The organism is Faucicola sp. SE7633, from assembly GCF_059264685.1.
Genome location: NZ_JCADBW010000002.1, coordinates 80,700 through 107,684 on the forward strand (window position 1 = coordinate 80,700; position 26,985 = coordinate 107,684).

Sequence of the window (26,985 nt, forward strand, 5' to 3'; positions counted from 1 at the left end):
TAAAAAAACTGCATAAAAATGCCATCTTAAACCTGTGGGCTTAAGATGGCGTAACACGTTTCATGGTTCACAGTTGTTTTGCAATTAAAACTGGAATTCTTCAACGTCCATTGCCATGTACGGCTCAAGCCCCGTTTCGATGCGTTTGGCATAGGTCAAGGTGCGTGGCAACAACTTGGCAAAGTAAAATTGCGCGGTTTTGATTTTGGCTTGGTAAAACGCGCGTTCGGTGGTATCGGTTTGTAGTGCAGCTTGTGCCACTGCTGCCATACGCGCCCACAGATAAGCCAAAGTCACATAACCGCTGTAGTACATATAGTCTACCGCCGCACCGCCAACCACGTCGTGGTTTTGCATGGCTTCCATGCCAACACGAGTGGTGATATCGCCCCATTCTTTGTTTAGGCGTTGTAACGGACGGATGAATTGTCCCATCTCGTCGTTATCTGCGTGTTCTTGACAGAATTTATGAATCACTTTGGTGAAGTTACGCAGCAATTTACCTTGTGAGCCCAAGACTTTACGCCCTAACAGATCAAGCGCCTGAATCTCGGTTGTGCCTTCGTACAAGCAAGCAATGCGCGTGTCGCGGACGTTTTGCTCCATGCCCCATTCGCGGATAAAGCCGTGGCCGCCATACACTTGTACGCCGTGGTTGGCCGCTTCATAGCCTGTTTCGGTCAAAAACGCTTTGGCAATCGGCGTTAATAACGACAACATTTGGTCGGCGTATTCTGCTGTTTCGCCGTCACCTTTTGCCACCACATCGGCAAACTGTGATAGATAATACACCAACGCGCGGCCGCCTTCGGCAAAGGCTTTACAGGTCAAAACCATGTTGCGCACGGCAGGGTGCACGATGATGGGGTCGGCAGGCAGGTCAGGGAATTTTGCACCGCTCAATGCGCGCATGGCCAAACGGTCTTTGGCATAGCTCAAGCCGCCTTGAAACGCCAACTCCGCCGCGGTCAAGCCTTGAATGGCCGTGCCAATCCGCGCGGTATTCATAAAGGTGAACATGCAGTTTAGGCCTTTGTTTTCAGGGCCAATCAAGTAGCCTTTGGCTTTATCAAAGTTCATCACACACGTGGCGGATGCTTTGATGCCCATTTTGTGCTCAATTGAGCCGCAAGTTACGCTGTTGCGCTCACCGATGCTGCCATCGTCATTGACGTTGAATTTTGGCACAATAAATAGCGAAATACCTTTGGTGCCTTGGGGGGCATTTGGCAAACGCGCCAACACGATATGCACGATGTTGTCTGCCATGTCGTGTTCGCCTGCTGAGATGAAGATTTTTTGCCCTGTGATGGCATAAGAGCCGTCATCGTTTGGCTCAGCTTTGGTGCGCGTGATACCCAAGTCACTGCCTGCGTGTGCTTCGGTCAAGCACATTGTGCCTGTCCACTCACCGCTGACCAATTTAAGCAGGTATTTTTGTTTTTGCTCATCGCTGCCGTGGTGTTCAATGGTGCGAATCGCGCCTTCTGACAAGCCTGGATACATTGAAAATGACCAGTTTGCCGTGCCCATGATTTCATTGACCACAGAGGCCAATGACAGCGGCAACTGCTGACCGCCAAATTCTTCATCGGCAGTCAGTGATGGAAAGCCTAACTCCCAGTACTGTTGATAGGCCTCTTTAAACCCTGCTGGCGTGGTGACATTGCCGCTGTCAAATGTACAGCCTTCTTCATCACCAGAGCGGTTTAGCGGCGCAAGCACGCTTTCGGCAAAATCTGCTGCCGCCTCGATATAGTTGTTCAAAATATCGCGGTCGTTTTCGGCATACAGGGGGATATTTTTGTAATGTTCAGAAAAATTTAACAATTCGTGCATGACAAATTGCATATCACGGATAGGGGCTTTGTATTGCATCGTGGCTTCCTTTAGCAATCGGTGGTGATGGCTCAGTCTTTGACCATCAAGGGATAAACAGCGCCGCAGCCCTGCGACAACATGCATAAAGATAGGTATTTATTGCCGCGCTGGCAAGAACAAGCTATGACTATAAAGTCATGAAAAAATCGTCAAAAAGTGCTAATGCACCTTGTCAAACCAGCGTGGTTGAACTGGATTGACCAAACACCCTTCATCGCGCTGCTTCATACCACGTGGCTAAGGCGGACAATGCCACCACAGGCGCGGTTTCGGTACGCAGTACACGCGCGCCAATTTGCCATGGATAAAAACCGCAAGCCAGCGCCGCTTGCACCTCAGCTGCCGACAAGCCACCTTCTGCCCCAATCAATAAACAAAACTGCGCCACCTGCGCTTGGCGAAACTGCTGCACAATCAAGCGCGGTGTTGTCTGTGGCGATGCGTTGTGCTCAGCCGATGGCACGGCAAGCACCAGTTTGAGCGTGGCTGGTTCGTCCATTGTCGCCAACCAATCGGCCAATGCCAGCGGTGGCAAAATTTTGGGCACGCGATTGAGCCCACATTGCTCGCACGCGGCAATCGCCACTTGCTGCCAATGGTTGAGTTTTTTGGGAATTTGCTCAGGCTTTAGGCGTACCTCGCCGTGCTGACTGGTCAAAAGCTGAATACGGCGCACGCCTGTTTCGGTGGCTTTTTGGATGGCATAATCCATGCGCTCGCCACGGCTCATCACCAGCGCGATATCTACCCCAAACGGCAACGCGCGGTCAATGGCAAAAAATTCTTCGATTTGTGCGCAGGCGGTGTTTTTTTGGACTTGGCTTAATGTGACGCGGTATTCACCGCCCGTACCATCAAACCACAACGCTTGTTCGCCAACGTGCGCGCGCAGCACCTTGACCCAATGCTGAAAAATATCGGGCGTAAGCGCAAGCGTCGCGCCTGTGTGTAGCGCGTCTTGTAGCGTATCACCGTTGTCAGATTGATAAAAAAATCGCCGCATGGTATCCATAGGTGGTAAAAATCACGCCAAACCGATATCTTGTGCCGCTGGCAAGTCATTGTCTGGCAGCGTTGCCAATCCATCAAGCAGCACATTAAACACCGTGTCCAATTCTGCCACCGTGGTCGAATACGGCGGCATCAGATACACCTGCGCGCCGATGGGGCGAATCAATACCCCCTGCTGCAAGCTGTGGCGCGCTAACGCTTGCGCCGCTTGTGCGCCTGTTGCCTGATTTTTGGCGGATAACGTAAACGCTGCAATCATCCCCGTTTGCCGTGGTTGGGCAATCTTGTCGGGATGTTGCTGCGCCAACGCGTGTAAACCCTGCGCCAGATGCGCCATGAGTGCTTGGTTGCGGGTCAAGACATCGTCGTTGGCAAAAATATCCAACGAAGCCAACGCCGCTGCCGCCGCCAACGGATTGCCCGTAAAGCTGTGCGAATGCAAAAAGCCACGCTCAAGGCGAGCATCATAAAACCCGTCATACACCGCTTGGGTGGTCATGACGCATGACATTGGCAAATAACCTGCCGTCAAGCCTTTTGACAAACACAAAAAATCGGGGCACAGTGTGGCAGCACGCGCTTGCAACGCTTGACAAACAAACATCGTACCCGTGCGCCCAAAGCCAACCGCGATTTCATCAAAAATCACCAACACGCCATAACGCTGACAGCACGCCACCGCCGCCGCCAAAAAATCCAGCGAGTACATCGCCATACCTGCCGCGCCTTGTACCAACGGCTCGACAATCAGCGCACAAATGCGGTCATGCTCAGCCGCCAGCGTCGCCTCAAGGTGGGCAAGGCAGTGCGCTTCATGGGCAGCTTGCGTCATATCAGGCGGCGCGAACAGATTACCGGGCGAGGGGGTGGTCAGCTGCTCAATGACCAACGGCTGATACTGCGCGCGAAACAGCGCGACATCCGTCACCGACAGGCTACCAAGCGTTTCGCCATGGTAGCCATGCGCCAGCGCGACAAATTTGGTTTTTGCCGTCCATCCTTGCTGCTGACAGTACTGCAAAGCCATCTTCAGCGCGACTTCCACCGCCGCTGAGCCACTGTCCGCAAAAAATACCTTCTGCAGCGGCGCAGGCGTGATATCCACCAAGCGTTCCGCCAATTCAACAATCGGTGGATGCACCACACCTGCCAATAAGGTATGCTCAAGCGTCGCCAGCTGCTCGCTGATTTTGGCATTGATGGTGGGATGGCAGTGCCCGTGTAGATTGACCCACCATGAGCTAATCATATCCAAATAGCCGTTACCATCGCTATCATACAACGTGCTGCCTTGCGCGCGCACGATGGCAAGCGGCGGCTGCTCGGCAAGGTGCTGCATTTGGGTACACGGTAGCCAAAGTGCGGTCATAGTTTGCCTGAATTTTCAAATGGTTCAGCCGTCGGGATAGCAGCTTGGCTTAAACCCAACGCCTCAATCAGCGTTTTGGTTGGGTGGGTTTGGTTCATACTATAAAAATGCAGCGCAGGCACGCCCTCTGCAATCAGACGCTCACACAAACGCATCACGACATCAAAACCAAATGCGCGAATTGCCGCGCGGTCGTCGCCAAAATCTGCCAACTGCCGACGGATATAACGCGGAATATCCGCGCCGCACATATCGGCAAAGCGCAACAAATTTGACGCGTTGGTAATCGGCATGATACCTGCCTTGAGTGCAAAGTCATCTTGCTGCACGCCGCGTTTTGCCAGCGCATCACGCAAATGCAAATAGCTGTCGGGGTTATAAAAAAACTGCGTAATCGCCGCCGACGCGCCTGCATGGTGTTTGGCAACCAGGTTGTCAATATCGCTGGCGAAGTTGCGCGCCTGTGGGTGCATCTCGGGGTATGCCGCCACCTCGATATCAAACCGCGTGCCTGCATACTCACGGATAAATTCGACCAAATTCACCGCATACGGCAGCTCACCAAAGCCCACCTGCCCCGATGGCAAATCACCGCGCAACGCCACGATTTTGCCAATACCCAACTTGGCATAGATGTCAAGCAATTCAGCGATTTCTGCCTTGCCATCACCGATACACGACAAATGCGGCGCAATCGGCGTGGTACTGACCTCGCTGAGCGTTTTGACAATACCAAGCGTGCGCGCCCGTGTTGAGCCGCCTGCGCCATAGGTCACCGAAAAATACTCAGGCTGCAAGGCGTTGAGCGTGGCAAACGTGTGCCGCAGTTTGCTTTCGGCATCGTCAGTTTTGGGCGGAAAAAATTCAATCGAAAACGGTGTGGTCATACAAAATCCAGTCATGCAAAATGCTCGCTATTATAACGGTATTTGGTTTGAATAAAATCGAATTTTTTTAAGCGTTTTTTTGAGGCGTTTTTTTTGAGTCTAAGCGTTTTGCTAAACCTAAGCGTTTTTTTAAGTAAGATTTTTTAAGATACAAACGTTATGATACAAAAACCATGTCATAAAAATGATAAAAAATGGCGACAGCCCAACGCCATCGCCATTTAATCTGCCTGTTACAGCAAAAGATTAATACTTGTATTCATCCGATTTAAACGGGCCATCAACAGGCACACCGATATAATCGGCTTGTTCTTGTGTCAGCTTTGTCAAAACCCCTGCAAAGCCTGCCACCATGGCCGCGGCGACTTCTTCGTCGAGTTTTTTCGGCAGTACCTTGACGTACACGCTACCTGCCTTGTCATCGGTTGGCAATTCGGCAAAGCGTTCTTGGTACAAATAAATTTGCGCCAATACCTGATTGGCAAATGAACCATCCATCACGCGTGAGGGGTGACCTGTCGCGTTGCCCAAATTCACCAAACGCCCTTCAGACAACAACACCAAATAATCGTTGTCATCATCTGAGCGGTATACTTGGTGCACCTGTGGTTTTACTTGAGCCCAGCGCCAGTTGTCACGCATAAACTGGGTGTCAATCTCGGTATCAAAGTGCCCGATATTACACACCACCGCACCTGCTTTTAAGGCCTTGAGCATATCGCTGTTGCACACATGATAGTTGCCTGTCGTGGTGACGATAAGGTCAGTATTTTGTAGCAAGGTTGTGTTCACCCCGTTGGCAGGATCACCGCCAACAAACGGTGAGACGACTTCATAGCCGTCCATACAGGCTTGCATCGCGCAAATTGGATCGACCTCACTGACGCGCACAATCATGCCTTCTTGCCGCAAACTTTGCGCCGAGCCCTTGCCCACATCACCATAGCCAATCACCAGCGCACGCCGACCCGACAGCAGCATGTCGGTAGCGCGTTTAATCGCATCATTGAGGCTATGGCGGCAGCCGTATTTGTTGTCATTTTTTGACTTGGTTACGGCATCATTGACATTAATTGCAGGTACTTTGAGCGTGCCTTTAGCCAGCATATCCACCAAGCGGTGTACGCCTGTCGTGGTTTCTTCACTGATGCCATGGATATTGTCAAGCATTTGTGGGTAGTGGTCGTGAATCAGCGCGGTCAAATCACCGCCATCATCCAAAATCAAATTGGCATCCCATAGCTTGCCCGATGCCTCACCGCCCTCAAAAATCTGCTGACGCAAGCACCACTCATACTCCGCTTCAGTCTCACCTTTCCACGCAAATACAGGGATACCTGCCGCCGCAATTGCCGCTGCGGCATGGTCTTGGGTAGAAAAAATATTGCACGATGTCCAGCGCACTTGAGCACCGAGCGCCACCAGCGTTTCAATCAACACAGCGGTTTGAATCGTCATGTGGATACAGCCGACGATTTTTGCGCCCTTTAGCGGCTGCTCGGCTTGGTAGCGCGCGCGAATGCCCATCAAAGCAGGCATTTCAGCTTCAGCCAGTTTAATCTCGCGCCGCCCATAATCCGCTAGGCTGATATCAGCGACTTTATAGTCATGAAATTCGTGATTGATGTTTGTAGACACTGCGTCCACTCCTTCTTGTTTCATCGTCTAAAACCAGCAAACCAAAGCCCTTGACGGTTGGTTGCCATAAGATTTCGTTTCGGCAGATGTCGTTGTTTTTTTATTTCAAAACGGATGTTTAAAACAAAAGCTAAGCCTGATTGTTTGGATAACACACCCAAACAAGCGCAACACCTCTTAGCACTGAGTGGGTATTAAGCGTTGTGGCAGACAGCACTTACCAAACCTCAGCGTGTATATTGTAGGCAAAAATCGCTGTTGTGTCATCCCAAACCTATCAACCCAAACGATACACAATATTTGTGCCAAAAACACACCCATCAAAGCATGATTTAATTGAATTATTTGCCATGATATTGGTTGAAAAAGTCGTAAGTAATTGCCATACTAAACCCAGCAATGTAGCAATTGACTGGTAAGTTTACACAAAGACTAACAAAAAGCGCATGAAGTTGCGTGACATTGCGCGAATTTTGCGCTTAAATATGCGCAAGCGATAAGTAACAAAATATGACCTGCTATTTACAGTAAGTGATATTTAGCAAAACGGGTATTGCAAGGTTACTTATTTTAAGGCTCACATGAATTGAGGAAAAGCTATGAAAGCATTGAAATTAGCAACGCTATCATCTGCAATGGTTGCAGGTAGCGCATTGGCTGCACCTGTTGTGGTTGATCAACAACCTGTTGTGGTTGCCCAGCCAGTAGCCGTTGCGCAACCTGTTGCTGTGGCTCAGCCAGTCGCAGTGGCACAGCCAGTTGAGGCAACACCTGTTGTGGTTGATCAACAAGTGGTTACCCAACCAGTGGGTGTTTCAACCACCACTTACAACCCAGCGACTGGCGTTGTTCAAAACACCACCACACAAATCGTTGAAGCTCCACGCACGGCGCTAGACACATTCTTCCACCCAGCTTCATTCGGTATCGAAGCAGGTACTTTGGGTTATGGCGCTAACATCGGTTGGTCAGTCAATGAAAACACCGAGTTGGTCGCTGGTTGGGCAGGCGGTGACATCAAAGACTTGCTTGGCGACGACTTCAAAGCACGTGGCGTAAAATACGATTACGACAAAGTTGATATGAATAACCCATACGTGGGTGTACAAATGCGTCCAGGCGCAAGCTGGTTCACAGTTGGCGCGGGTGTATTAGTACCAGACAATGAGCTTAAAGTTAAGACCCATGACTCAAGCGGTACTTTCAAAGTTGGTGGCGAAACCTACAAATTGACTGAAAACTCAGGTTTGAAAGGTGAGTTGGACTACCGTAACGACCTAGCACCTTACTTGACATTGGGTTTCCGTCCAAACCTAAACAACAACTGGGGTGTATTTGGTGAAATCGGTGCAGCCTACATGGGTAAAGCGGATGTCACAGTAGACGCTACGGGCGACAAAAAAGTTTATCGTGTAGACAACGAAACCAAAAAAGTTGTATCAGGTCCATTGAATGCTGATCCTGTAACACGTCAAGCGGCCGCTGATATCCGCGACAAAGATATCGCAGAGTGGCTACCCATCGTTAAGCTAGGTGTTAGCTACCGCTTCTAATTGGTCATGTTGGCTAAGTAATCAGCCAATGACTCAATAAAAAAGCGACACTGATTCGGGTGTCGCTTTTTTTATCCTCCGTTGCCGTAAAACCACCGACTTTAGGCGGTGGATATAAGGCAACACGGGAACTAAAATTACACACGAATTTTTTTAGCGTGTGTGTTTTACTACGTGTGCTTTACTACAAATCTTGTTAAAATAACCCCATGAAAACCCTCAAGCTACGCATACGAGATAGACACACAGACCAACTTAACCACCTAAGTGGTTCGGTCAATTTCGTGTGGAACTACATCAATGACTTGAGCCTGCAATACCTTAAACGCACAGGCAAATTCCTATCCGCTTATGATTTAAACGAATACACCAAAGGCAGCGGCGAACACCTAAACCTACACAGCCAAACCATCCAAGCCATCAACGAAACCCACGCCAAATCGCGTCGCCAATTTAAAAAAGCCAAACTAAATTGGCGCACCAACAACCCCAAGGCTAAGCGTAAATCACTGGGTTGGTTACCGTTTAAACAATCCGCCATTAAACACATCGCTACCCACCAAACAGGCAAAAAAGGATTAAAAACCACCTTACAGCTTAGCCTAGCCAAAGGGCAAAAGCTAATTATTGACCTATGGGACAGCTACAACTTAAGCCTATACCAAATTAACACCTGTGAACTGGTACAAGATAGCCGCAACCGTTGGTATGCCTGTATCACCGTCAAAGACCACCCTAAAACCACTTGTGGAACGGGTAGCGTCGGTATTGATTTAGGCTTAAAAGACAGTGCCACCGCCTCAAATGGCGACAAGCTACAAATCAAGCAAACGCTTAAATATGCCAAAGCGTTAGCCACCGCCCAACGTGCCAATAACAAACAGCGTGTCAAGGCAATCCATGCCAAAATCAAAAACACACGCCAAGACCTGATACATAAATTCACCTCCCGATTAGTCAAAGACAATGCCCTAATCGTGGTCGGTGATGTTAAAACTACCCAATTTAACAGTAAAAAAGGCAAACTAGCCAAGTCGGTTTACGATGCAGGTTGGTTTGAACTGAAACGACAACTGACCTACAAATGCGAGCACGCAGGTTGCCGTTTTGAAATCGTGAATGAGCGATACACTACCCAAACTTGCTCGTGCTGTGGCGATATGTCCAGTAGTCCGAAAGGTAGAGCAGGTTTGCGAATAAGAGAATGGACTTGTGCAAAGTGTGGCACATGGCATGATAGAGATATCAATGCCAGTCGGAACATTCTTGCGGTCGGGCTTGACCGTCTGGGGGCAGGAATCCCCTCACTTTAGGGAGGGGAGGAAGTCAAACACATTGTCTTTACAATGATGTCCACACAACGATTCAGATCAAGGCGCGGTTGCCGAACGGTTGAAGACAGCGCGTAGCTCAAAACTGGTGTGTACTTGGCTGATGCCCTCGATACGGTTGAGCCGATGCAGCAAAAAATCTTCATAATGCGCCATGTCGCGCACCACGGCCTTGAGTAAATAATCTTCACTTCTGCCTGTCACGATACTGCATTGCACCACTTCAGGAAACGCGCGTACCTGTTTTTCAAAATTGGCAAAACGTTCTGCGGTATGCCGATCCATACTGATTGCAATATACACTGTCAAGGCATAGCCAAGTGCTTGGGCATTGATTTGGGTGGTGTAGCCTGTGAGGATGCCTGCTTGCTCAAGCTGCTTGACGCGGCGCGCGCACGGGGTTGGGCTAAGATTGACGGCTTGCGCCAGTTCTAGATTGCTAATGCGTGCATTGGCTTGCAGCAAATCTAAAATTTTTTTGTCAATCGCATCAAGTTGGTAAGTCATTTTAAGTTTGTCCGTTTATTTGGTTAATTGCTTTAATTTTAAGCCAAAAATGCGTGATATTCACTATTATATAGAGCCATTGGCTAAAATTTTGGTGAGTCATGGCATACAATCTCAGCTATAATACCGTTATCTGATAGATAGTTCTAACGTTGATCATAGGTAGCTAATCATGACCCAAGTTGTCAATCGCCAGACTGCGATGATGCCCAAAAATAGCCAGTTTGACCACCGCAAATACCGCCCCTTTGCGTTTGCGCCCAAGCTCACCGAGCGCACATGGTGCGATAAAACCATCACCCAAGCCCCGCTATGGTGCAGTGTGGATTTGCGTGATGGTAACCAAGCGTTGATTGAGCCGATGAGCCTTGAGCAAAAAATGCGCTTTTTTAAGCTGTTGGTGGAGATTGGTTTTAAAGAGATCGAAATCGGCTTTCCATCAGCCGCACAGGTTGAGTACGATTTTACGCGCAAGTTGATTGAAGAGGGGCACATTCCCGATGATGTCACCGTGCAGGTGTTGGTGCAGGCGCGTGAACACTTGATTGCCCGTACGTTTGAGGCGCTAAAAGGCGTAAAACGCGCGATTGTGCATGTATATAACTCAACGTCTAAAGTACAGCGCGATAAGGTTTATAAAGCCGATCATGCTGAGATTACCAAGATTGCGGTTGAGGGTGCAGCATTGCTGAAAAAAATGGCAGCACAACACCCTGATACGGAGTGGATTTTTGAGTACTCACCCGAGAGCTTTTCACAAACCGAAACTGATTTTGCTGTAGAAGTTTGTGACGCGGTGTGCCAAGTGTGGCGACCTGATTTGGGACAAAAGGTGATTTTAAACCTGCCAGGTACGGTGGAGAGCTCAACACCAAACGTCTATGCTGACCAAGTTGAGTACTTTTGCCGCAATCTTGCCATGCGTGAGCATGTGACGATAAGTTTACACACTCACAACGACCGTGGAACAGCGATTGCAGCCAGTGAGTTGGGGTTGATGGCTGGCGCTGATCGTATCGAGGGTACGCTATTGGGCAATGGTGAGCGTACGGGTAACATGGATATCATGGTGATGGCGATGAACCTGTATAGCCAAGGCGTTGATCCGCAGCTAGACTTTAGCCACATGAGCGAGATTGCTCAAGTGGTCAGTGAGTGCAACCAATTACCGATTCATCCGCGCCACCCGTATGTGGGCGAGTTGGTCTTTACCGCGTTTAGTGGCTCACACCAAGATGCGATTAAAAAATCGTTGGATTACAATGCTGCCAATCCTGAAACCCAAGATTTGTGGGATGTTGCCTATTTGCCAATTGACCCTGCCCATATCGGACGTGGCTACCAAGACGTGGTACGTATTAACAGCCAGTCGGGCAAAGGCGGTGTGGCGTATATTTTGCAGCGTGATTTTGGTTTTAAACTGCCACGTTGGACGCAAATTGACTTTAGCCGCGTGGTACAACAGGAGGCCGAACAGCGTCAAACTGAGCTAACGTCTGATGATGTCATCAGTGTGTTTGAGGCCACCTATCTTAATCAAGATAAATTGGTGCTACAGGATTATGCCATCAACAACGCAAGCGGCACGGTGAGCTTTTCGGGTGCTATTAGCCAAGCAGGCAACACATTGACCATCAACGGGCAGGGCAATGGCGCTTTATCGGCCTTTGTCGATGGTTTGGCGCGTACCTTGGGCAAAGACATTCACGTCATCAATTATGCCGAACACGCTTTGACACAAAATGACGTGACCAGTACCGATGCTAGCGCCGTTGCATACTTACAGCTGAATGTGGATGGAGAGATTTATTCGGGGATTGGTACATGTACCAGCACCGTATCGGCCATGCTCAAAGCCACATTGTCGGCGTTGGCACAGGCATAAGGGGATATCATGCATTGCGATATTTATAAATTTGCTAAAAAGCCTGATTTGTATGTGTATATCGCGCGTCCCGATTATCCCAACGATACCGAGACGCTCAAAGACTGGCTTAGCGTGTTGCCGTCGGACTTTCGCCGTGCGTTGGGACGTGAGAGCTTTGTCATGCACCTAGACCTTGCTGCTACGCCAAAACTTGCGCGTGTCGATAAGGCAGATGTGCTTGCAAAATTACAATCTCAAGGCTACTTTGTCCAAATGCCTGACGAAGACGAATGGCAACGTCACGCCGCCACGCAAATGCACGAAGCGCAGCAGAATAAATGGCAATAGCCGCTTCACAGGTAAAAAATTGTGCTACAATGACGGGCACAAATTTACCACCAAACAGCACAGCTAAAGAGATACGCGCATGATATTGGCTTCATTGGACGGACTGGCGGACGCCTTAAGTTGGGTTATCAACGGTTGGTCACATTTGGTTAGCGGCGTGCCTGCTGAGCAGTTGCCTATCATCGCGTATGTCGGATTTTCATTGGTTGCGTTGGCGATATGGGCGCTGATTGCACGGCTTTTGCCACAGAGCCTAGCAGGCTTAAGCTGGATTATCTTGTGCGCGATTTTGCTTACGCCCACCACATCATTGGGGGTTGCGCCTGAGATTGCGCCTGCCAGTATTGCGGTGGTGTATGGCGTGTTGATGAAAGAGCCGTCCATTATCTTTAAAAATCTATTGCCGATCATGGTTGTGATTACCGTGGGTTGTATTTTGGGCTTTTTGTGGCAAATTATGCGCATGGGACTGGACAAAACCCGCGCCAAGCGCGTGGTAGCAACCGAAACCACAGTGACCGAAACTGTGACAGAACGTTGAAGTTTAGCGTATTTGAGGTCATAAAAAACGGGCATAATGGCCCGTTTTTTTTGGTTTAACGCTTAAAGTATCACGATTCTGAGGCAAAGTTGAAGTATTTGGATTGATTGGAGACGATTTTTTCAACCGCTTCGATGACATCATCCACCAAATCGTCGTACACACCGTAGTGCAATTCGTTACGAAATGAAGTGAACGGACTTTTGCGTAAGCCAGAGCGCACCTCGGTGATACCATCTTTGTGGTAAATAAAATCCACTTTACCGTTGGTGTTGAGCACGCAGCTTAGCCGTCCGTCTTTAACCATCATATCCACCCGCTCAGGCAAAAAGATGTATTCATTGACGTTTAGGGTTTGGTCTTCAACGGCTTTAACAAACAGTGATTTTAAATCAATCATGATAACCTCAAATCAAATAAGCATTGTTAAATTGGACAAATATTAGCCTATTATCCCGTTAAATACGGCGCAGCAATATAAAAACTATGTAAACAAGCGGCGCAATTCATCGCCTTTTTTGTAACGTTTTGGGCTAGCTCAGCAGTAAGCTGTCATCGGCAACCACTTCGCCGCGCGTGCGCTCAAACATCGCCAACAAATCCTGCACGGTCATGCCGCGGCGCTGTTCGCCTGCCACATCCAGCACAACTTGTCCTTGGTGCAGCATCACGGTGCGGCTGCCGTGGTTAAGTGCTTGCTGCATGGAGTGGGTGACCATCATCGCTGTCAAACCGTTGTCCTGCACGATTTGGTCAGTAAGCTGCAAGACAAAATCGGCGGTTTTGGGGTCAAGGGCGGCGGTGTGCTCATCCAGCAGTAGGATTTTAGAGGGCTGTAGCGATGCCATCAGCAGGCTGACCGCTTGGCGTTGTCCGCCTGACAGCAAGCCCATGCGGTCGGTGAGGCGGTTTTCTAGGCCAAGTTTTAATATGGCAAGTTTGTCGCGAAACAGCGCCCGATTTTTGCCCGACAATGCCCCCGTCAAACCGCGCCAACCGCCGCGTTTGTACGCCAGCGCCATATTCTCCTCAATGGTTAAGTGCTCGCAAGTGCCTGCCATCGGGTCTTGAAACACGCGCGCCACGAGCCCTGCGCGTTGGTAGGCGCTCTGACGGGTAACGTCAATACCGTTGAGCAAAATCTGCCCACTATCAACGCGCACCGTGCCTGCCACAGCGTTTAAAAACGTTGATTTGCCTGCACCATTGGTGCCGATGACGGTGACAAACTCACCCTCGCCAATCTCAAGGCTCAGTCCACGCAGCGCAGGATTTTCAATCGGCGTACCAGGGTTAAAGGTTAGGCGTAAATCTTGCGCTTGCATCATGGCGGCGGTTTTCCTCAAGTTGCCAACAACGCCCAACGCGCCTTTGGCGATACATACGAATGATGACAAAAAATAGCGGCTTGACGCTAACGCACGCGGCGTTTTGGCATAAAGCGGCTTTTGAGTTTGGGTAAAATCAGCGCGATAATGACCAACAGCGCGGTGACAATATTCAAATCCTGTGGGCCAAAACCGATTTGGCGCAAGGTTTCGCTGGCAAGTGCGATTTGGATAAATGACTTGTACAGCACCGCGCCGATAATCACTGACAGCGTAATCCATAGCATACGTTTGGCAGGTAGGATGGTCTCACCGATGATGACGGCCGCAAGCCCAATCACAATCGTACCAATACCGATGGAGATATCCGCGCTGCCTTGGGTTTGGACAAACAGCGCACCTGCCAGCGCAATCAGGCCGTTGGATATCGCCATGCCGAGCATGGTCATGCGGTCGGTGTTGATGCCTTGTGCTTGTGACATTCTTAAGTTAGAGCCCGTCGCGCGCATGGCAAGCCCTGTTTCGGTGCTAAAAAACCAATCAAGCAAAAGTTTTGCAGCCAACACAAAGCCGCCAATCACCACGCAGCGCATCCAAAAGCCGTTGCTGTCATTGACAAACGGCGCAAACACGCTGGGCTCACCCAAGAGTGACAGGTTGGGCGCGCCCATGATGCGCAGATTCACCGAGTACAGTGCCACCATGACCAAAATACTGGCAAGTAGCTGCAAAATACCCAAGCGCACGTGTAGCCACGCTGTGGTGACACCTGCCGCCATACCAGCAAGCATAGCAAACAGACACGCCAACCACGGATTGACATGCGCCAAAATCGCCACCCCTGCCACCGCGCCGCCAAGCGGAAAGCTGCCATCGGCGGTCAAATCGGGGAAATCCAAAATCCGAAACGAGATATAGACACCCAGCGCAACCAGCGCGTAGATAAGACCGCTTTCTAACGCGGCAAAAAAAGCCAGAAATGCCATATCAATTTAGTCTTCTGCAAGGTGTGCCACGGGTTGGCTAGGTGCTGTTAGGCGCGTTTGCGCCATTTAACGTTTAATAACGCCAGCGTCTGCTAACGCGCAAGCACTTGACCACAATGGATGTATGCTGTGTTAAACAGCGGCTTAAACACGTGGCGATTTTAAAAAGGGCATATTTTATTTGCTATTGCCCGTTGGTTCAACCACTTTTGCACGCCCGATGAGTTCAGGCGCAAGCGTGATGCCGACCTCTTGGGCGTGTGTGGGGCTTAAATACAAGTCCAAATCCTGCATGGTGTATGGCTTGATACTACCAGCCGCTTCACCCTTTAAAATACGGCCGACAATTTTACCTGTCTCTTGCCCCAAGCGGTGATAGTCCACACCCAATGCCGCCACCGCGCCACGTTTGACCGAGTCGGTGTCTGAGGCAATCAGCGGAATTTTGCTTTCTTTGGCGGCTTGGTACAGTGATTCGTATGCCGACACAACGTTGTTATCCAATGAGGTATAAATCACATCCACTTTGCCTTGTAAGCTGCGTGCGGCTGGCGCGATGTCGGTGGAGCGCTGGGCAGGTACGGCGATAAGTTTGATGCCTTGTGCGCCCAATTGACTTTCAAGCTGCTTTTGGACGATGGTTGAATTGACTTCACCTGGGCTATACACATAGCCGACGGTTTTGAGGTTTGGGATAATTTGTTTCATCAAGTCGATTTGCGGCTCAAGCGGCAATTGGTCAGACGCGCCTGTCACATTTGTGCCTGAAGCTTCCCACGATGGCACAAGCTTAGCCTCAACGGGGTCAGTGACGGCAGAGAACACCACGGGAATGGTGCGTGTGGCGGCGGCAACTGACTGCGCCGATGGCGTGGCGATGGCGACGATGACATCGGGATTTTCGGCAACAAATTGCTTGGCGATTTGTCCTGCGGTGGCGGTGTTGCCTTGCGCGGATTGAAAATTCACCTTAAGGTTTTGGCCGTCTTTAAAGCCTTCTTGCGCCAGTTCATCCATCACGCCTTGGCGCACTGCGTCTAGGGCAGGGTGCTCCACGATGGCGGTGATATCGACGGTTTTTTGTCCGCTGGCTGCTGTGCTTGTCGCGCTGCTTGCGCCTGTGTTGCTGCTGCCTGCGGCTGGGGTTTGGCTTTGGTTACACGCACTTGCGCCAAACACGCACAGTCCGCCTAGCATCAAGGCACGCGCCAAACGATTCATGTGATACATAACAACTCCTTAAACATCCATCCCTGTCACCCAATCTGGTCGCGGTTGGTGGCATTTGGCCATCAGCAAGGTCTAACAACAACCTAAAAAATTCGCGACAAAACTTCAACAAATTTTAGCACTGGCTTAAGCATTATGCCAGTCTTTGGGCGTGGTTTCATCATGACAAGGCTTTAAACATGGCAAGGCTTTAAAAAAACACGGCTACCAAGACACAAGCCAACCCGACACTTAATGGGCAGGCGTTGTATCGACATTGATAGCGTCTTGCAGTAGCTCAGGCGGTAGGCGGATGCCTTGGGCGGCGGCGTGTTTGGGGCTGACATACATGGTCAAATCATCCATGACGGCAGGCGTGACGGTTTGCACGGGTGTGCCGTCCAAGATTTTGACCACCATTTGACCCGTTTTGCGCCCAAAGTTGTAGTCATTGACCCCGAGTGCGGCGGCTGCGCCACGGCGCACGCTAAATTCATCGGATGCCACTATCGGCAATTTGGCTTGGTTGGCGACTTGCACCATGGATTCAAACGCTGAGGCGACGTTGTTGTCCATGGAGGTGTAAATCACCTGCGCTTTACCGACCAAGCTGTTGGTTGCCATGGCGATATCGGTGGCGCGGTTGGCAGGGATTTGTAGCAGCTGTAGGTGACGCGCGGGCAGTTCGGTTTGCAGGCGTTTGCCAAGGGCGACCGAATTGATTTCACCCGAGCTATACACATAGCCGACGGTGTGCAGGTTTGGCACGATGTTTTGGATAAAATCCAGCTGTGGTGCAAGCGGCAGTTGGCTGGATAGGCCTGTGATGTTGGACTGCGTGGGGACGTTGTGCGCGTCAATCAGCTTGGCGGCGACGGGGTCAGACACTGCGGTATAGACAATCGGAATGGTGCGCGTGGCAGCGGCAATGGCTTGAGCGGTTGGTGTGGAGATGGCGACAATTGCGTCGGGGTTGTCGGCGGCAAATTGCTTGGCGATTTGCCCTGCGGTGGCGGTGTTGCCCTGCGCGGATTGAAATTGCACGGATAAATTTTGTCCAACTTGGTAGCCTTGTGCGGCTAGTTCGTCAATCACACCTTGGCGAATTGCATCTAGCGACGGGTGCTCAACAATCGCGCTGATGGCGATTTTTTTGGCAGGTTTGTCGGCATGACCCGTGCCAGACGCGGCGGCGTTGGGCGCATGACTGACGGCGGCTTGGTCGGTGGTTGCAGGGCGTTGGCAAGCGGCAAGGCTAAGCGTGGCAAGCGTGAGCGCACCCAGCGTCAATTTGCCAAGCGTGGTTAGGTGGTCGGCAGCACCAATAGCGCGGCGCGTGGTCGGTTGGTTAAAGCCAAAGTGTTTTGCCATGATAGTCCCCAAAAATTGCCGAATCTCGCCCAAAAGTCGTCCTTTGTACAGTAATCACAGTGTTTGCTGGCGTATTGGCAAACCGCTGATTGATAAGCTATCGTATCATAAGTGTAAATTTGCGCAAATACAGCTGCCGACTGGCATAAAGTTAAAGTTTTTGTTGGGTCAAAACGCTGTCATAAAATTGTCACAATAATATGATAAAGAAAAATCTGGTAAAAAACCCAACAAGTGTGTATAATAGCGTTGTACAGAAGGTGTAAGTTACCAGTTTGGCGGATTTGTTGCCACAAATTTGCCGAGCGTAAATCTAGGCGTGAGCTTTGCTAGACCCTGTTTTGCTAGGGATTGGCATACCGATGGCGGTACGTCGTCATCGGCAAGTCCGCAAAACGCGGTCAGCGATACCCGCCTAAATGGACGGCCTCAATTTGAGGATAAGGAGCTAGGTATGAACACATTCGGTATGATGTCAGGTGTGTTGGTGGTGGGCGATGTGTTGCCCATCAAACAAGCACCCATGGCAACACACTACAACACCCAAGCACAGCCGATTAGCGAACGGGCACGCAATATGCCTGCGATTCGGATTGCAGTCAAAACCGCAAACTAAGGTGTGACGGGTTGTTGTAACAAAAAAACCGCTGCTGATGAAGTTGGCAGCGGTTTTTTGTGCGCAAAATTTGCTGCCCTCACAACCGCCTTGCAAAAATAACTATTTAAACCAGCGCGTGGGTGTGCTAATCTGCACCCATACAACAAATTTGTTCGACAATACTTTTTACAGCCAATCACGCTTGACTGTTTACCTCCGATCACACGTTGAACATCTGCCCAAGCCCGTCATGCCAAAATTACTGCCAAAAAATATCGCGTTATTGTCTGCCCTCATCGCAAGTTTGCCATGCGCGCATGCCGATGTCACTGTGTACGCGGCGGCAAGCATGACCAATGCCATTGATGACATCAACCAACGCTACGCACAAACCTATCCCAAAGCAGCACGGGTCAAAACGTCTTATGCTGCGTCATCCACACTTGCCAAACAAATCGAGCAAGGCGCGCCTGCGGATGTGTTTATTTCGGCAGATACCGCGTGGATGGATTATTTGGCACATAAAAACCGTTTGTTGCCCAATAGCGTGCGTCAAGTATTGGCAAATCGGCTGGTGCTGATTGCGCCCAACCAGCAACCGCCAAAAACCCCCATTCGCCTGACAAAAGCATTTGACATTGCGCGCGCGTTTGATGGTCGGCTATGCACGGGGCATACCCAAAGCGTGCCCGTCGGACGCTATGCCAAGCAAGCCCTGACCCGTTTAGGCTGGTGGCAAACGCTACAGCCACGACTGGTTGAAGCCGATGATGTACGCGCCGCGCTCAATTTTGTCAATCGCGGTGAGTGTGGGTTGGGGATTGTGTACGCCACGGATGCACGCATTGCCAGCAACGTGCATGTGGTGGCAACGTTGCCTACCAATTTGCACACGCCGATTATTTACCCAATGGCATTGGTGCAGCCGCAAGGCGCGGCCAAACCCGATGCCGAAACCGTGCGTTATTACCAGTTTTTGCAAAGCCCAACGGCAAAGGCGGTGTACCGCAAATACGGCTTTAGCGTTTTGTGACGCTTCAACGTAGGTGCGGTGGTCTATGCTTGCCTTAACCGATGACGAACTGGCGGTGATGACGCTGTCGCTTGAGGTGGCGGCAGGCAGTTTGTTGGTTAGTCTGTTGCCTGCGGTGGGCTTTGGTTGGCTACTGGCGCGGCAGTCATTTTGGGGCAAATCGCTGCTAGAGACTTTGCTGTTTTTGCCGTTGGTGTTGCCGCCTGTTGTACCAGGCTATATCTTGTTGCGACTGTTTGGTGGGCAAGGCGTGTTTGGGCAAGCGTTGGCAAGTGTGGGGCTAGAGCTGGCGTTTAACCGCAAAGGCGCGGTGTTGGCGGCGGCGGTGATGGGTTTTCCGCTGATGGTGCAGGCGGTGCGACTGGCGATTGAATTGGTGGATATCAATTTAGAGGCGGCTGCCAAAACGTTGGGCGCGTCAGCGTGGCAGGCGTTTTGGCAAGTCACCTTGCCGCTGTCGTGGGGTGGGATTTTGGTCGGTGCGGTGTTGGCGTTTTGCCGCAGTTTGGGGGAGTTTGGCGCGACGATGACCTTTGTGGGCAACATCGCAGGCGAGACGCGCACCTTGCCGCTTGCCATGTATAGCCTGTTGCAACAGCCCGATAGCGATGCTGCCGTTATGCGTCTGATGGGTGTGTCATTGGCTATCGCGTTTGCCGCGTTGTGGCTATCGCAGTGGTATAGCCGCCGTCAGCGCCAACGTTTGCTGAATTAATTGACCAAAATAGCCAAAATGACCGCAACCAACCTATGCTTTGATTGTCAATGTACGCTAAAATTGGGACAAAAGCGCCTAAACATTGATCTACAGGCGCGTGAGCGCATCGTGGGCGTGTTTGGCGCGTCGGGTACGGGCAAAACCAGTCTGTTGCACGCTGTTGCAGGGCTAATCACCCCCGTGCGTGGGCATATCCGCGTGGCAGGGCAGTGTTGGTTTGACCGCGCGCAACGCATCCATGTGCCCACCCAGCAGCGGCGCGTGGGTTTGGTGTATCAAGATGCCAAGCTGTTTCCGCACAAGACGGTAAACGCCAATTTGCTGTTTGGTTATCGTAACATCGCGCCTGCCGAGCGGCGTTTTGCGCCCGATGAGATTATTGAGCTTCTCAAACTTGCGCCGCTGCTTGCGCGTATGCCTGCCAAATTGTCGGGTGGTGAAAAACAGCGGGTGGCGTTGGGCCGGGCATTGTTGTACGCGCCGCAGGTGCTGCTGCTTGATGAGCCACTGTCCGCGCTTGATAGCGACCACAAGGCAGAGATTTTGCCATTTTTTGCCCAGATTGGTCAGCGTTTTGCGATACCGATGTTGTATGTCAGCCATGATAAACAAGAATTGTCGCAGCTCACCGAGGCGATGTTTGTTTTTGATACACTTTAAAACCGCCCAACCGTTGATAGGACGGGCGACCAAATGGGCGCATTATCCACCCAGTTTTTGGCCAGTTTGCCCAATTTAAGCCATTCTTTTTCATCAGATTGTAAAAAAGTTTAAACCATGCTCAGCGTTACCGAATTACAAGACTTAATCACCAACTATTGCCAACAATATACCGCGCGCTATCCCATTGCCGCGCGCGCCCAGCAAATCCTACCATTGACCCAAAGCCTTAACCGCGTGTTGGCGCAGCCAATAAACGCGCCGTTTGATGTGCCACGACAAAATTTGTCATCAATGGATGGGTTTGCCATTGCCACAGGTAGCGACTTGGCCAACGCGCCTTTGTGCGTGGTTGGTGAGTCCAGCGCAGGCAAGCCGTTTGAGGGGGTATTACAAGTTGGGCAGGGCGTGCGTATCTTGACAGGTGCGGTAGTGCCAGCAGGCTGTGACCGCGTGGTGATACAAGAAAACACCGAGTTTGCCAGCCTAACGCCAGACCAAAAACGCCTGCCGTATGCATTGAGGGTCAATAGCCTGCCAAACGCAGGTGCTCACATCCGCGTGCAAGGTGGCGAGGTGCAAGCAGGTGAGCAGGTTTTGCCGATGGGCAAGCGCATCAACGCCAGTGATATTAGCCTGTTGGCAACTTTGGGCGTGCATGAGGTGGCAACGCTTGCGCCGCTCACGGTTGGGCTATTGACGACGGGGGATGAGCTGATATCTGTGGGCGCGCCGCTGACCCACGCCGCGCAGCTGTACGACAGTAACAGCCCGACGCTGCACGCGCTGTTGGCGCATCTGCCGATTGTGATACAAGATTATGGCATTCTTGCCGATGACTCTACCGTGATTCGCGCTGCCCTTGAACAAGCGATTGCAGAATGCGATGTCATCGTATCAAGCGCAGGCGTGTCGGTGGGCGATTACGATTATCTTGGCCAGTTGGTGCGCAAGCTTGGGCAAATCCATCAGCATAAAGTGGCCATGAAACCTGGCAAGCCGCTGATTTTTGGTGAGTTTAACCGCCATCCAGCCAACAACGCCACCCCAGCAATCGCCGTGCCGTATTTTGGCTTACCGGGTAATCCGCTGTCGGTGGTGGTCGGTTGTCTAAACTTTGTCAGACCTGCCTTGTGGCAGTTGGCAGGCGTGGCAGCGGCTGATTTGCCCATTGCGTTGCGTGTGCCAGCGGTGCTGACCCATGCGCTGAGCAAGGCAGTGGGGCGGCAAGATTATCAGCGCGCGCATTTTTATCAAGCTGGCGATGGGCAGCTGCACGTCACGGCTATGGCGGCGCAGGATTCGCACCGCGTCAAACAGCTGACCCAAGCCAATTGCCTGTTGGTGTTGCCTGCTGATAGTACGGGCGCGGCGGCAGGTGAAACGGTTTGGATTGAGCCATTGCCGTGGGCGCTGGGCTAACGTGGGCGTTAAATTATCGCTTAACTTGGCAAAAGCTGATATAATACAGTGTTGTTGGTTAAAATTTTAACCCATTGATTTGTCAATATTTTTATTTTAAAAATTTATCACCCATTATAAGCACCCAAAGGATTTATGTCGTCAGCTGATGTACTCATCCCCCCCGTAGCCGCCTATCAGCCAAGCGTTTACCAACCGACAGCCCCCAGCCAAGCTGTGCCGCTGGTGGATAATTGGCAACGGCGGCTGACGTATTTGCGTTTATCGGTCACCGATGTGTGCAATTTTCGCTGTAGTTACTGCTTGCCAAATGGCTACAGTGGTAAGCCTGCGCCTGCGCTGACATTGGCAGAAATCAGTACCTTGTTGGCAGGATTTGCCGCACTGGGCATGACCAAAGTGCGCTTGACGGGCGGTGAGCCAGCAACACGGCAGGATTTAGCCGACATCATCGCGCAAGCGGCTAACCAAACAGGGGTGCGCACGGTCGCGCTTAGCAGCAATGGCTATAAGCTTGGCAGTCAGGTGCGCCGTTGGCAAGCGGCAGGCCTTAATCAGCTAAACATCAGCGTTGATAGCTTTGATGCGCCGACTTTTCAGCGCTTGACGGGTATGGACGTGCTGCCACGGCTGTTGGCGGATATCGACAGCGCGCTGGCGTTGGCAATGACAGTCAAGCTCAACGGTGTCTTGTTTGCCGATACCGCATTTGATACCCTACAAGGCGCGTTGGCGTTTGTCAAAACCCGTCCTGTGACGTATCGGTTTATTGAGCTTATGCAAACGCGTGACAATGTTGGCAGATTTTTTGCTAAGCAGCCTGCCAGCTTGCGCGAACGGTTGGTGGATTATTTGCTACAAAACGGCTGGCAGCCACAGCCGCGCGCGCAGGATGCCGGCCCTGCCATCGAATACGCCCATGCGGATTTTGTTGGTAAAATCGGTATCATCGCGCCGTACGCTGAGCATTTTTGTGACACCTGTAACCGCTTGCGCGTCAGTAGCACAGGCAAGCTGCATTTGTGTTTGTTTGACAGCGTCAATCACGATTTACGCCCGTGGCTACAGGCCAATGACGTGGCAGGCTTGATGATGACGGTACAAAACTTGATGGCGTATAAACCACCGCGTCACCAGTTGCAACAACAAGATAGTGGGCTGATGCACAATTTATCATTGATTGGTGGCTAGTTTTGGTGGGTGGTTGATTGTATGATAGGCAACATATGACAGAATTGGCATTTATCCCTTTAAACATCGCGGTATTAACCGTATCTGACACACGCAGCCTTGATGAAGACAAATCAGGCGCGTATCTTGCTCAAAGCGTGACCGAGGCAGGGCACAAGCTTGCGGCGCGCGCTTTGACCACCGATTGCAAGTACCAAATCCGCGCCAAGCTTAGCGACTGGATTGCTGACCCCAACATCCATGCTATCATCACCACAGGCGGTACGGGGTTTTATGCCCGTGATTTGATGCCCGAGGCTGCCAGTGTGCTGTTTGACAAGACCATTGATGGCTTTGGTGAGTTGTTTCGCGCGCTGTCTTTACAAGAAATCGGCGTTTCAACGCTGCAATCGCGCGCGCTGGCAGGTATGGCCAATCACACGGTGATTTTTTGCTTGCCAGGTTCGACGGGCGCATGTCGGACGGGATGGCAGCGTATCATCGCTGAGCAGCTCGACAACCGTACGCGCCCATGCAATTTTGTCGCCCATGTGTTTGGGCAAAACCCCAACCATTCGCATTAGACCATGACCACACCCCAACCAACTTCTACCAAGCTGACCACCAGCCCCCAGCTATCGCACGTCAGTGCTGATGGCGATATCCAAATGGTTGATGTCAGCGCCAAAACCATCACCACGCGGCACGCGCGCGCCACAGGCACGGTGCAATTTAGCCATGCGGTGTACGCGCAGCTCAAAGCCAACGCTGGCGTGACCAAAAAAGGCTCAATCACCCAAACCGCGCACCTAGCAGGCATCATGGCAGCCAAAAAGACCAGCGAGTTAATTCCACTTTGCCATGCCATCGCGCTGACAGGCATTGAGCTGCGATTTGACTATGATGACTCCAACGCTGCCGTCAGAGTGAGCGCAAGCGCACGCGCCGATGACAAAACAGGCGTTGAGATAGAAGCACTTACGGCTGTGTCGGTGGCGTGTTTGACGATTTATGACATGACCAAAGCATTGTCGCATGACATCGTCATCAGCGATATCAAACTGGTCAGCAAAACGGGAGGCAAGTCCGACTATGTCAGCGGCTAACCCCAAACACCTGACGGTACTGTATTTTGCCAGTTTGGCAGAGCGCGCAGGCAAAGACGAAGAAACACTTGAATTTGCTGGCGACAGTCTAGCGGCGCTGTACCAGCAGCTTAGCCAGCGTTACGCGTTTGACTTGGCACAAAATCAGCTGGCCGTTGCCATCAACCACGACATCGCCAGCTGGCACACGCCGCTACAAGATGGCGACATTGTGGCGTTTATTCCGCCTGTTGCAGGAGGCTAAGGCATGTCATACCGCCAAACTGCCACGCTCACCACCGCAACCGTATCCGAGGCACAAGCGTACGCTGCCGCCATCCAACACGGCTTTGCTTTATTGCCCAGCGCGATTGATGACACACGCCTAAAAACAGCCTTGCGCCACGCGGCTTGTGGCGCGTTGGTGACCTTTGAAGGTTGGGTGCGCAATCACAACAACACCCGACCCGTCAAAGCATTGCATTACCACGCCTATGAGCAACTGGCGCTTAACCAAGGTGCACAGCTTGCCGCCGCCGCCAAGCAGCAATTTGCCATCATGGATGCGGTTGCCGTGCATCGGGTTGGCGAATTGGCGATTGGTGACATGGCAATTTGGATTGGCATCACCGCCGCCCACCGCCAGCCTGCGTTTGCTGCGTGTGAGTGGTTGCTTAATGCCATCAAAGCCGATGTGGCGATTTGGAAGCAAGAATTTTACCAAGACAGCGACACCGCGCTATGGCTTAGCAACAACGGTTAAAACCGTTGCCATCAGCCCAAGATAAAGCGAAATAATAGCCAAAATCGGTTGCAAATGCGACTAATTATTATTATGATAACAATATCATTGATTAGTCACGGGAAAACAGCCACCATGTACGTTTGTATTTGTAATGCCGTTAAAGAAGCCCAAATCAAAAATGCCATCGCACAAGGGCATGATTCACTAGAAGCCTTGCAAGATGTGCTGGATGTCGCCACGTGCTGCGGTGGCTGTCAGCCAATGGTTGAAGACTACCTCACCGAGCACCACGCCGCCAAAGCCGATAACACCAAAGCCAATCTATATATCCAAGTTGCTTAATAATTAAGTCGCTTAGTAGTTAAATTGCTTGATATTCAAGCTGCTTGGTACAATTTGATTTTAGCGCTAACATCGTGCCCACCTGCCGCAAGCAAAAACCCAGCACACAGCCGCCTACAACCTTGTGCTTGTGGCTATAGCCAATCTTGACCCAAGTTAAAACAATTATCGTTAAAACCTTTATTGTTAATTATTACAAAATAGTTTTTGCCACAACTTGCCATAAACCTCGCCATACCGTACCATACTCACTACCAAAATGCCGTGCCGCCTAAAGGCGCGGTTAATTAATATTTGTGTATTTGGGGAGGTGGGGCTATGAAAGGCAGTCCACAAGTTATTGATTATTTAAATTTTTTGCTTGGTGGTGAGCTGGGCGCGCGTGACCAGTATTTTATCCATGCGCAGATGTACCACGAATGGCGCTATGACAAGCTATACACGCGCATCCATCACGAGATGCAAGAAGAGACCGACCACGCGCGTAAGATTATTAACCGTATCTTAATGCTTGAAGGCGTGCCCAATATGAAAGTGGACGCTATCCACATTGGGCATGATGTGCCAAGCATGTTGCGTGCAGACTTAGAGCTTGAATACAAAGTGCGCCAGCACCTCAAAGATGGTATTGTCCTGTGTGAGCAGCAAGGCGACTTTGTTACCCGTGAGCTACTGGTTGAGCAGCTGATTGATACCGAAGAAGACCACGCGCATTGGCTTGAGCAGCAGCTACGCTTGATTGATATGATTGGCTTGCCCAATTATTTGCAAGCGCAATTGGGCGATATTGACGAGGGCTAACCAACCTTGCTCAACCCATTGTGCTAACGAATTTTATCCATGAATGAATAAGGTAATTTGCTGCTATGCACGCATCCCGTGATGTTATCCGCGCCCTCAATGCCGCGTTGGGGCAAGCGTTGATCGCGATTAACCAGTATTTTTTGCATGCCCGTATCGCCAAAAATTGGGGTCTGCATGAACTAAATGATGTGCTGTACCGTCAATCCATCCGCGAAATGAAATGGGCGGATGATTTGATTGAGCGTATTTTGATGCTAGAAGGCTTGCCAAACTTACAAGAACTCGGCAAGTTGTTGATTGGCGAAAACGTTGCCGAAGTGTTGGCGTGTGATTTGCGCCTTGAATACCAAAAGACCGACCTGCTGCGCCAAACCATCGCGGTGTGTGAAGCGGAGCAGGATTTTGTCTCGCGTAAATTGTTAGTCACGCTCAAAGACGGCAGCGAGGAGCATATCGACTGGCTTGAGACCCAGCATGAATTAATTGAGCGCATGGGACTAGAAAAATACACCCAAAGTCTGCTGAGCGATGATGAATAACGCCTTGGTTTGGCGACAACGCCAACACATGCGCTGGTAAAA

Annotated in this window: 29 protein-coding genes; 18 read left to right on the forward strand and 11 right to left on the reverse strand. The window is 50.9% G+C overall.

The genetic code is table 11. The annotated features are described in order from the left end of the window. Nucleotides 1-84: 84 nt before the first annotated feature. The 5 genes from AC5L4R_RS01260 to ahcY form a co-directional block, all read right to left on the reverse strand. Entirely contained in the window at nt 85-1,878 is a 1,794-nt protein-coding gene (locus AC5L4R_RS01260; RefSeq protein ID WP_494472326.1) for an acyl-CoA dehydrogenase C-terminal domain-containing protein, read from the reverse strand. A 214-nt stretch (nt 1,879-2,092) separates the two neighbouring features. Continuing rightward, nucleotides 2,093-2,884 (reverse strand): 16S rRNA (uracil(1498)-N(3))-methyltransferase, encoded by a 792-nt coding sequence (locus AC5L4R_RS01265; protein ID WP_494472327.1) that lies wholly within the window; start codon nt 2,882-2,884, stop codon nt 2,093-2,095. A 21-nt stretch (nt 2,885-2,905) separates the two neighbouring features. Beyond that, nucleotides 2,906-4,261 carry an adenosylmethionine--8-amino-7-oxononanoate transaminase gene (bioA, locus tag AC5L4R_RS01270; protein WP_494472328.1) on the reverse strand — a complete coding sequence of 452 codons (1,356 nt, stop codon included), beginning with the start codon at nt 4,259-4,261 and terminating at the stop codon, nt 2,906-2,908. After that, nucleotides 4,258-5,148, reverse strand: a complete 891-nt coding sequence (locus AC5L4R_RS01275) for a methylenetetrahydrofolate reductase (RefSeq protein WP_494472329.1) — start codon at nt 5,146-5,148, stop codon at nt 4,258-4,260. The genes bioA and AC5L4R_RS01275 overlap by 4 nt, the downstream gene beginning before the upstream one ends. A 246-nt stretch (nt 5,149-5,394) precedes the next feature. Further along, nucleotides 5,395-6,810, reverse strand: a complete 1,416-nt coding sequence (gene ahcY / locus AC5L4R_RS01280) for an adenosylhomocysteinase (RefSeq protein ID WP_494472330.1) — start codon at nt 6,808-6,810, stop codon at nt 5,395-5,397. Between the two features lie 575 nt (nt 6,811-7,385). Here ahcY and AC5L4R_RS01285 point away from each other — a divergent pair. Together AC5L4R_RS01285 and AC5L4R_RS01290 are read left to right on the forward strand one after the other, a co-directional pair. Continuing rightward, entirely contained in the window at nt 7,386-8,339 is a 954-nt protein-coding gene (locus AC5L4R_RS01285; RefSeq protein ID WP_494472331.1) for a hypothetical protein, read from the forward strand. Nucleotides 8,340-8,548: 209 nt separating this feature from the next. Continuing rightward, nucleotides 8,549-9,652 carry an RNA-guided endonuclease InsQ/TnpB family protein gene (locus AC5L4R_RS01290; protein ID WP_494472332.1) on the forward strand — a complete coding sequence of 368 codons (1,104 nt, stop codon included), beginning with the start codon at nt 8,549-8,551 and terminating at the stop codon, nt 9,650-9,652. 57 nt (nt 9,653-9,709) lie between these two features. Here the strand turns inward: AC5L4R_RS01290 and AC5L4R_RS01295 are convergent, their stop codons facing one another. Beyond that, entirely contained in the window at nt 9,710-10,177 is a 468-nt protein-coding gene (locus tag AC5L4R_RS01295) for an Lrp/AsnC family transcriptional regulator (protein WP_494472003.1), read from the reverse strand. 172 nt (nt 10,178-10,349) lie between these two features. On the opposite strand from AC5L4R_RS01295, the gene leuA reads away from it, so the two are divergent. The 3 genes from leuA to AC5L4R_RS01310 all read left to right on the forward strand — a co-directional run bounded on the left by leuA (nt 10,350) and on the right by AC5L4R_RS01310 (nt 12,933). Further along, nucleotides 10,350-12,062 (forward strand): 2-isopropylmalate synthase, encoded by a 1,713-nt coding sequence (gene leuA, locus AC5L4R_RS01300; protein ID WP_494472004.1) that lies wholly within the window; start codon nt 10,350-10,352, stop codon nt 12,060-12,062. A gap of 9 nt (nt 12,063-12,071) precedes the next feature. Continuing rightward, nucleotides 12,072-12,392, forward strand: a complete 321-nt coding sequence (locus tag AC5L4R_RS01305) for a YcgL domain-containing protein (RefSeq protein WP_494472005.1) — start codon at nt 12,072-12,074, stop codon at nt 12,390-12,392. Between the two features lie 79 nt (nt 12,393-12,471). Beyond that, entirely contained in the window at nt 12,472-12,933 is a 462-nt protein-coding gene (locus AC5L4R_RS01310; protein ID WP_494472006.1) for a resolvase, read from the forward strand. A 70-nt stretch (nt 12,934-13,003) separates the two neighbouring features. Here the strand turns inward: AC5L4R_RS01310 and AC5L4R_RS01315 are convergent, their stop codons facing one another. The 5 genes from AC5L4R_RS01315 to AC5L4R_RS01335 all read right to left on the reverse strand — a co-directional run bounded on the left by AC5L4R_RS01315 (nt 13,004) and on the right by AC5L4R_RS01335 (nt 17,827). Continuing rightward, a complete protein-coding gene (locus tag AC5L4R_RS01315) occupies nt 13,004-13,333 on the reverse strand; it encodes a hypothetical protein (RefSeq protein ID WP_067054646.1) in 330 nt (109 codons plus the stop codon). Nucleotides 13,334-13,466: 133 nt separating this feature from the next. Next, nucleotides 13,467-14,261 carry an ABC transporter ATP-binding protein gene (locus tag AC5L4R_RS01320; protein ID WP_494472197.1) on the reverse strand — a complete coding sequence of 265 codons (795 nt, stop codon included), beginning with the start codon at nt 14,259-14,261 and terminating at the stop codon, nt 13,467-13,469. Nucleotides 14,262-14,347: 86 nt separating this feature from the next. Further along, the gene (locus AC5L4R_RS01325; protein ID WP_494472007.1) at nt 14,348-15,247 is read right to left on the reverse strand and encodes an ABC transporter permease; all 900 of its coding nucleotides are present in this window, start codon (nt 15,245-15,247) and stop codon (nt 14,348-14,350) included. A 177-nt stretch (nt 15,248-15,424) separates the two neighbouring features. Then, nucleotides 15,425-16,477, reverse strand: coding sequence for an ABC transporter substrate-binding protein (locus AC5L4R_RS01330; RefSeq protein WP_494472008.1), 1,053 nt, complete (start codon nt 16,475-16,477; stop codon nt 15,425-15,427). 231 nt (nt 16,478-16,708) lie between these two features. Then, nucleotides 16,709-17,827: an ABC transporter substrate-binding protein gene (locus AC5L4R_RS01335; RefSeq protein ID WP_494472009.1), complete on the reverse strand. Its 1,119-nt coding sequence runs from the start codon at nt 17,825-17,827 to the stop codon at nt 16,709-16,711. A gap of 298 nt (nt 17,828-18,125) precedes the next feature. Here AC5L4R_RS01335 and AC5L4R_RS01340 point away from each other — a divergent pair, with 298 nt between their 5' ends. The 13 genes from AC5L4R_RS01340 to bfr (AC5L4R_RS01400) all read left to right on the forward strand — a co-directional run bounded on the left by AC5L4R_RS01340 (nt 18,126) and on the right by bfr (AC5L4R_RS01400) (nt 26,943). Continuing rightward, the gene (locus AC5L4R_RS01340) at nt 18,126-18,443 is read left to right on the forward strand and encodes a hypothetical protein (RefSeq protein WP_494472010.1); all 318 of its coding nucleotides are present in this window, start codon (nt 18,126-18,128) and stop codon (nt 18,441-18,443) included. Nucleotides 18,444-18,675: 232 nt separating this feature from the next. Then, nucleotides 18,676-19,458 (forward strand): molybdate ABC transporter substrate-binding protein, encoded by a 783-nt coding sequence (gene modA / locus AC5L4R_RS01345; protein ID WP_494472011.1) that lies wholly within the window; start codon nt 18,676-18,678, stop codon nt 19,456-19,458. Between the two features lie 25 nt (nt 19,459-19,483). Continuing rightward, nucleotides 19,484-20,173 (forward strand): molybdate ABC transporter permease subunit, encoded by a 690-nt coding sequence (gene modB, locus AC5L4R_RS01350; RefSeq protein ID WP_494472012.1) that lies wholly within the window; start codon nt 19,484-19,486, stop codon nt 20,171-20,173. Nucleotides 20,174-20,191: 18 nt separating this feature from the next. Then, entirely contained in the window at nt 20,192-20,836 is a 645-nt protein-coding gene (locus AC5L4R_RS01355) for an ATP-binding cassette domain-containing protein (protein ID WP_494472013.1), read from the forward strand. 117 nt (nt 20,837-20,953) lie between these two features. Next, on the forward strand, nt 20,954-22,258 hold the full coding sequence (locus AC5L4R_RS01360; protein ID WP_494472014.1) for a molybdopterin molybdotransferase MoeA: 1,305 nt from the start codon (nt 20,954-20,956) through the stop codon (nt 22,256-22,258). A gap of 135 nt (nt 22,259-22,393) precedes the next feature. Next, nucleotides 22,394-23,449 (forward strand): GTP 3',8-cyclase MoaA, encoded by a 1,056-nt coding sequence (moaA, locus tag AC5L4R_RS01365; RefSeq protein WP_494472015.1) that lies wholly within the window; start codon nt 22,394-22,396, stop codon nt 23,447-23,449. A gap of 35 nt (nt 23,450-23,484) precedes the next feature. Beyond that, nucleotides 23,485-24,012 (forward strand): molybdenum cofactor biosynthesis protein B, encoded by a 528-nt coding sequence (gene moaB / locus AC5L4R_RS01370; protein WP_494472016.1) that lies wholly within the window; start codon nt 23,485-23,487, stop codon nt 24,010-24,012. Nucleotides 24,013-24,015: 3 nt separating this feature from the next. Further along, entirely contained in the window at nt 24,016-24,534 is a 519-nt protein-coding gene (gene moaC / locus AC5L4R_RS01375) for a cyclic pyranopterin monophosphate synthase MoaC (protein ID WP_494472017.1), read from the forward strand. Next, nucleotides 24,521-24,778: a molybdopterin converting factor subunit 1 gene (gene moaD / locus AC5L4R_RS01380; protein WP_494472018.1), complete on the forward strand. Its 258-nt coding sequence runs from the start codon at nt 24,521-24,523 to the stop codon at nt 24,776-24,778. Before moaC ends, moaD begins: the two co-directional genes overlap by 14 nt. Before the next feature lie 3 nt (nt 24,779-24,781). Continuing rightward, nucleotides 24,782-25,276, forward strand: a complete 495-nt coding sequence (locus tag AC5L4R_RS01385; protein WP_494472019.1) for a molybdopterin synthase catalytic subunit — start codon at nt 24,782-24,784, stop codon at nt 25,274-25,276. Nucleotides 25,277-25,390: 114 nt separating this feature from the next. Beyond that, nucleotides 25,391-25,600 carry a (2Fe-2S)-binding protein gene (locus tag AC5L4R_RS01390; protein WP_494472020.1) on the forward strand — a complete coding sequence of 70 codons (210 nt, stop codon included), beginning with the start codon at nt 25,391-25,393 and terminating at the stop codon, nt 25,598-25,600. 318 nt (nt 25,601-25,918) lie between these two features. Further along, a complete protein-coding gene (bfr, locus tag AC5L4R_RS01395; protein WP_494472021.1) occupies nt 25,919-26,401 on the forward strand; it encodes a bacterioferritin in 483 nt (160 codons plus the stop codon). Between the two features lie 65 nt (nt 26,402-26,466). Then, nucleotides 26,467-26,943: a bacterioferritin gene (gene bfr / locus AC5L4R_RS01400; RefSeq protein WP_494472022.1), complete on the forward strand. Its 477-nt coding sequence runs from the start codon at nt 26,467-26,469 to the stop codon at nt 26,941-26,943. Nucleotides 26,944-26,985 lie beyond the last annotated feature (42 nt).

Coding starts and splice junctions, on each gene's coding strand:
- AC5L4R_RS01260 (WP_494472326.1), bottom strand. CDS start 1,878: ATGCAATACAAAGCCCCTATCCGTGATATGCAATTTGTCATGCACGAA.
- AC5L4R_RS01265 (WP_494472327.1), bottom strand. CDS start 2,884: ATGCGGCGATTTTTTTATCAATCTGACAACGGTGATACGCTACAAGAC.
- bioA (WP_494472328.1), bottom strand. CDS start 4,261: ATGACCGCACTTTGGCTACCGTGTACCCAAATGCAGCACCTTGCCGAG.
- AC5L4R_RS01275 (WP_494472329.1), bottom strand. CDS start 5,148: ATGACCACACCGTTTTCGATTGAATTTTTTCCGCCCAAAACTGACGAT.
- ahcY (WP_494472330.1), bottom strand. CDS start 6,810: ATGAAACAAGAAGGAGTGGACGCAGTGTCTACAAACATCAATCACGAA.
- AC5L4R_RS01285 (WP_494472331.1), top strand. CDS start 7,386: ATGAAAGCATTGAAATTAGCAACGCTATCATCTGCAATGGTTGCAGGT.
- AC5L4R_RS01290 (WP_494472332.1), top strand. CDS start 8,549: ATGAAAACCCTCAAGCTACGCATACGAGATAGACACACAGACCAACTT.
- AC5L4R_RS01295 (WP_494472003.1), bottom strand. CDS start 10,177: ATGACTTACCAACTTGATGCGATTGACAAAAAAATTTTAGATTTGCTG.
- leuA (WP_494472004.1), top strand. CDS start 10,350: ATGACCCAAGTTGTCAATCGCCAGACTGCGATGATGCCCAAAAATAGC.
- AC5L4R_RS01305 (WP_494472005.1), top strand. CDS start 12,072: ATGCATTGCGATATTTATAAATTTGCTAAAAAGCCTGATTTGTATGTG.
- AC5L4R_RS01310 (WP_494472006.1), top strand. CDS start 12,472: ATGATATTGGCTTCATTGGACGGACTGGCGGACGCCTTAAGTTGGGTT.
- AC5L4R_RS01315 (WP_067054646.1), bottom strand. CDS start 13,333: ATGATTGATTTAAAATCACTGTTTGTTAAAGCCGTTGAAGACCAAACC.
- AC5L4R_RS01320 (WP_494472197.1), bottom strand. CDS start 14,261: ATGATGCAAGCGCAAGATTTACGCCTAACCTTTAACCCTGGTACGCCG.
- AC5L4R_RS01325 (WP_494472007.1), bottom strand. CDS start 15,247: ATGGCATTTCTGGCTTTTTTTGCCGCGTTAGAAAGCGGTCTTATCTAC.
- AC5L4R_RS01330 (WP_494472008.1), bottom strand. CDS start 16,477: ATGTATCACATGAATCGTTTGGCGCGTGCCTTGATGCTAGGCGGACTG.
- AC5L4R_RS01335 (WP_494472009.1), bottom strand. CDS start 17,827: ATGGCAAAACACTTTGGCTTTAACCAACCGACCACGCGCCGCGCTATT.
- modA (WP_494472011.1), top strand. CDS start 18,676: ATGCCAAAATTACTGCCAAAAAATATCGCGTTATTGTCTGCCCTCATC.
- modB (WP_494472012.1), top strand. CDS start 19,484: ATGCTTGCCTTAACCGATGACGAACTGGCGGTGATGACGCTGTCGCTT.
- AC5L4R_RS01355 (WP_494472013.1), top strand. CDS start 20,192: ATGACCGCAACCAACCTATGCTTTGATTGTCAATGTACGCTAAAATTG.
- AC5L4R_RS01360 (WP_494472014.1), top strand. CDS start 20,954: ATGCTCAGCGTTACCGAATTACAAGACTTAATCACCAACTATTGCCAA.
- moaA (WP_494472015.1), top strand. CDS start 22,394: ATGTCGTCAGCTGATGTACTCATCCCCCCCGTAGCCGCCTATCAGCCA.
- moaB (WP_494472016.1), top strand. CDS start 23,485: ATGACAGAATTGGCATTTATCCCTTTAAACATCGCGGTATTAACCGTA.
- moaC (WP_494472017.1), top strand. CDS start 24,016: ATGACCACACCCCAACCAACTTCTACCAAGCTGACCACCAGCCCCCAG.
- moaD (WP_494472018.1), top strand. CDS start 24,521: ATGTCAGCGGCTAACCCCAAACACCTGACGGTACTGTATTTTGCCAGT.
- AC5L4R_RS01385 (WP_494472019.1), top strand. CDS start 24,782: ATGTCATACCGCCAAACTGCCACGCTCACCACCGCAACCGTATCCGAG.
- AC5L4R_RS01390 (WP_494472020.1), top strand. CDS start 25,391: ATGTACGTTTGTATTTGTAATGCCGTTAAAGAAGCCCAAATCAAAAAT.
- bfr (WP_494472021.1), top strand. CDS start 25,919: ATGAAAGGCAGTCCACAAGTTATTGATTATTTAAATTTTTTGCTTGGT.
- bfr (WP_494472022.1), top strand. CDS start 26,467: ATGCACGCATCCCGTGATGTTATCCGCGCCCTCAATGCCGCGTTGGGG.